Source organism: Frankia canadensis, assembly GCF_900197875.1.
Taxonomy (GTDB): domain Bacteria; phylum Actinomycetota; class Actinomycetes; order Frankiales; family Frankiaceae; genus Frankia; species Frankia canadensis.
This window is the reverse complement of sequence record NZ_FZMO01000303.1, coordinates 1-4,146: the sequence shown is the minus strand read 5'-3', so window position 1 is coordinate 4,146 and position 4,146 is coordinate 1. Positions and strand designations below refer to the sequence as shown.

Below are 4,146 nucleotides of genomic sequence, written 5' to 3'. Positions count from 1 at the left end.
GGGTGCCGCGGCGGGGTTTCTGCCGATGGCAGCGATGGCGGCGACGGCCGCGGTGGGTGGTTTCCAGCGCGGGATGGGTCGTACGGCGGCGCACGCGGGCCTGGGTGGCATCGGCGAGTCCGTGGACACCCCCTGGCTGCGCGGCCGAGGCGGCGGGGGAGGGCGTTCGGCATCCCGCCCGTCGGCTCGCCCGACCTCTGCTGCGGGCGGTGGAGGTGGTGGGGGCGGTGCGCCGTCGGGGGCGCCGGTGGCGCCCGCGCCCGTTCCTGCCGGTGGGCCGCCGTCGGCGCCGCCGGGTGGCGGTGGGACGGAGGCCGCCGAGGCGGAGGCGCCGGTGCCGGTTGGTGACGGCGGTGCGGAGCTGGGTGCGTCGGCGGTGCCCCGGCCTGGGGATGGCATGCCGATCGCGAAGCCACCGCCCGCCGCCCCGCCGGTGCTGCCCGGGAAGGAACAGCCGCAGGCGGTACCGGCTGAGGAGCAGCCGGACGTGGTGCCGGCGCAGGTACCGGACGGCCGACCACCGGTCACCCCACGCCCCGCGCAGCCTGTGGTGGTGCGTAACCCGGGCGGGATGGGCTGGGGTAAGCGCCCATGAGTTCGGTCGAGACCTATCACGGGTGGAAGCGAGACCGGGCGGGGTCGTGGGCGCTGGGGCTGAGCGTCCCACGGGCGCTGCTCGTCGTCGCCGCCGTGATGATGACCGGGTTCGTGGTCGCCAACGGGGCCTGGTCGGCGGTGCCGGTGGTCCTGCCGCTGGCGGGCCTGATGCTGGTCGCCGCGTGGATGCGGGTGCAGGGACTCGCGGTCGGGGAGTGGATGCTGCGCATGGTGCGGTTCAGGCGGGCGAAGGCAGCCCGGGAGACCTGGTACGCGGGGGCCGCGTGGCAGCCGGCCGCCGACCCACGGGACCCCGCCGGGCTGCCCCGGGCCGATCTGCCCGGGGTGCTGGCGCCGCTGCGGTTCCTGGAGGAGGAACTCGGCGCGGGCACGCCGGTCGCGGTCGTGCACCATCCGTACGAGCAGTCCTACACGGTGGTGCTGCACATCCAGTTCCCCGGTCTGGCATTGGCGGACGCGTCGTCGGCGGCGCGGCGGGTGGGAGCGTGGGGGGCGCTGCTCGCCGGCTGGTGCGAGGAGGGCAAGCCGGTGACGCGGGTGGGCCTTTACCAGCGGTATCTGCCGGAGGACGGCGCCGAGCTGGTGCAGTGGACCGCCGCGCACACCACCCTCGACGCCCCGCCGCTGGCGGCCAGCACCGCGACGGCGCTGCTCGGCGGACAGCAGGTCTGGCAGTCCCGCCACGAGGCCTACCTGACGGTCTCCCTGTCCCAGCAGCGAGCCCGTTCGGCGATCAAAGCGGCCGGCGGCGGCGACACCGGGGCGGCGGCGGTGCTGATCCGGGAGGTCGGCGCCGCACTCGACCGGATGCGCTCAGCCGGCATCGAGGTGCGCCGCTGGCTGGGAGTGCGCGACCTGGCCGAGGTGATCCGCACCGCCTTCGACCCACACGCTGCCGGCCCACGGGCCGCGCACCGCGCCGCCGCCGGCGACCCGGCCTGGGCGGGCACGGCGCCGGGGGTGGACCCGGAACTCGCCGGCCCGGCGGCGGCCGAGGCGAAGCTCGGCTCCTACCATCACGACGGCGGTTACTCGGTGACCTACCAGGTCTACGAGTGGCCACGCTCGCCGGTCGCGGCCGGCGGCCTGGTACCGGTGCTGCGGTCGACCGCGACGGCGCGGCGCGCGATCGCGATGGTCTACGAACCGCTCCCGCCCTCCCAGGCGGAACGCGCGGTCCTCGGCGACATCACCCGCTCGTCGTTCTCGGTCAGCATGCGTCAACGCACCGGCGGACTTGTGCGCACCAGCGAACGGCAGGCCCTCGCCGACGCTCAACGTCAGGAAGCGGAGAACGCGCTCGGCCACGGCCTGGTGAAGTTCGCCGGCTACCTCACCGTCACCGTCACCGACCCCGAACGTCTCGAGGAGGCCTGCGCGGAGCTGGAGGCGGACGCGGCCGGGCAGGGCTGCCGGCTGGTCCTGCGCCGGCTGTGGATGGCCCAGGACGCCGCCTTCGCCACCACCCTTCCCCTCGGTCTCGGCCTGCCCAGCACCCGGGCGTGGGCATGAGCCGCGCCGCCCGGGCCCGGGCCCGGGACCTGACCTCCCTTCCGGCCCGTTCCCTCGGCGAGCTGCTGCCCGCACCCCGCCCGGCGCCCGCCCCGCCCGCCGAACCCGACGGCGCGCCGGCGCCACGCGCGTGGGTGGCGCGCCGCGGCCGGCGCGGCCCGTTCGGCGGCCGGGCCGCGAACACCGCACAGGCCGCGGTGTGGCGCGGCTCCACCGCGTCCGTCCAGGGCCTCTACCCGATGCTGACCCGCGCCGGGGTGCCGCCGGTCGGCGCCTACATCGGCTACGACGTCATCACCGGCGCGGCGTTCTCCTGTCATCCCGTGGAATGGCTGCACCGCGGCCTGGTCCGCAATCCCAACCTGCTCGTCTCCGGTAGCCCCGGCGCCGGCAAGTCCGCCACGCTGAAGGCCCTGTCGCTGCGGCTGTCCCAGTTCGGTGTGTCCACCCTGGTCCTCGGCGACCTCAAGGGCGAGTACGGCCCGCTCGTACGCGCCGTCGGTGGCACCGTCAGCGAACTCGGACCCGGCCTGCCCGGCCGGCTCAACCCCCTCGACGCCGGCCCGCTGGGCACCCGGCTGCCCACCGACCCGACCCTGCTCACCGAACGCCTCGCCGAGATCACCCGCCGACGGCTGCGGCTGCTCGTCACTCTCGTCGCCGCCCGCACCCCCGTCGGACCCGAGGACGAGACAGTCCTCGCCGAAGCCCTGCGTCTCACCACCGGTGAGGACCGCGCCGCGACGACCCTGGCCGACCCCACCATCCCCGACGTCCACCAGGTGCTCCTCGACGCCCCCGACCCGCTCGTCACCGCCGTGCGCTGCGCCTCACGCGCCGAGTTCGTCACCCTGTTCCGCCGGGTCACCGACGCGCTCGGCTCGATGGTCCGCAACCTCGCCGGCATCTTCGACGCCCCCACCACCGTCGCCCTCGACTTCGATGCCCCCATGCAGTCCGTCGACATCTCCCGGCTGTCCCAACGCGGCGAGGACGCGGTCGTCGTCGGCCTGTCCTGCCTGTCCACCTGGGGCCAGGCCGCCATCGACGAACCCGGCCGACTACGCATGGTTATCCGCGACGAGGTGTGGCGCCAGCTCCGCGCCGGCGTCGAGTTCGTCCGCAAGATCGACTCCGACCTGCGGCTGTCCCGCGCCGAAGGCACCATCCAGGTCCTCGCCACCCACCGCCTCGCCGACTTCGAGGCCGTCGGCGCCGCCGGCTCCGAGGCCGTCGCCATCGCCCGCGAGCTCGTCTCCTCCTGCGACGTGCGCATCCTGCTCGCCCAGGACACCCGGCCCCTCGCCGACCTCGCCGACGCCGTCGGCCTCACCGACGCCGAACGCGGCCTCGTGGCCTCGTGGGGCGGCGGGGACCGCGGCCGCGGCCTGTGGAAGATCGCCGGACTCGGCGGCTACCCCGTCCAACTCGTCCTCACCGACACCGAAGCGCAGCTTTACCACACCGACGAACGCATGGCCACCTGATGACCAGACCCGGACCATCCGCCGGGGGAGGGGCCCGCGACGGCCTGCTGCTCCCGGCGCTGATGATCGCCGCCGGCACCGTCTACCTGCTGTGGCGGACCTGCACCCGCCTCGGCGGCCCGGCCGGCTACGTGCTGTTCGCGCTCCTGCTCGCCGCCGCGGCAGCCCTGTTCACGCTGGCCGCCCTCGGCCTGCGACGGCTGCGCGCCGGCGGCTCGACACGGGTACGTCGCGACGCCTCCGCCCGGGCCGTCACCGCCCGCGCCGCCCACCTACGCCCCGACCTCGGCAGCGCCGCGACCGCCGCCGACGCGGCGATCCGCATCGGCCACCTCGGCACCAGCGGCGTGCACGCCACCGTCGAGGACGGTTGCCTCATCGTCGGCCCCGCCCGTTCCGGTAAGACCCGCGGCCTGCTCGCCGGCGCCGTCATCGACTGGCCCGGCCCCGTCGTCGCCACCTCCATCCGCCCCGACCTCGCCGCCTGGACCGCCGCCGCCCGCGCCCGCACCCACGGCCCGGTCTGGGT

General features: G+C 75.8%; 3 protein-coding genes and 1 pseudogene. All 4 read left to right on the top strand.

Annotated elements, in window-relative coordinates; translation table 11 throughout:
- Nucleotides 1-595 (top strand): annotated as a pseudogene (locus tag C1A33_RS34300) (hypothetical protein); the annotation flags it as partial.
- Entirely contained in the window at nucleotides 592-2,130 is a 1,539-nt protein-coding gene (locus C1A33_RS21430; RefSeq protein WP_101833199.1) for an SCO6880 family protein, read from the top strand. The pseudogene C1A33_RS34300 and the gene C1A33_RS21430, both read left to right, overlap by 4 nt.
- Nucleotides 2,127-3,617: a type VI secretion protein gene (locus C1A33_RS21425; RefSeq protein WP_101833200.1), complete on the top strand. Its 1,491-nt coding sequence runs from the start codon at nucleotides 2,127-2,129 to the stop codon at nucleotides 3,615-3,617. The genes C1A33_RS21430 and C1A33_RS21425 overlap by 4 nt, the downstream gene beginning before the upstream one ends.
- The coding region (locus tag C1A33_RS21420) for a type IV secretory system conjugative DNA transfer family protein (RefSeq protein ID WP_165818516.1) at nucleotides 3,617-4,146 on the top strand (530 nt) is incomplete at its 3' end. The genes C1A33_RS21425 and C1A33_RS21420, both read left to right, overlap by 1 nt.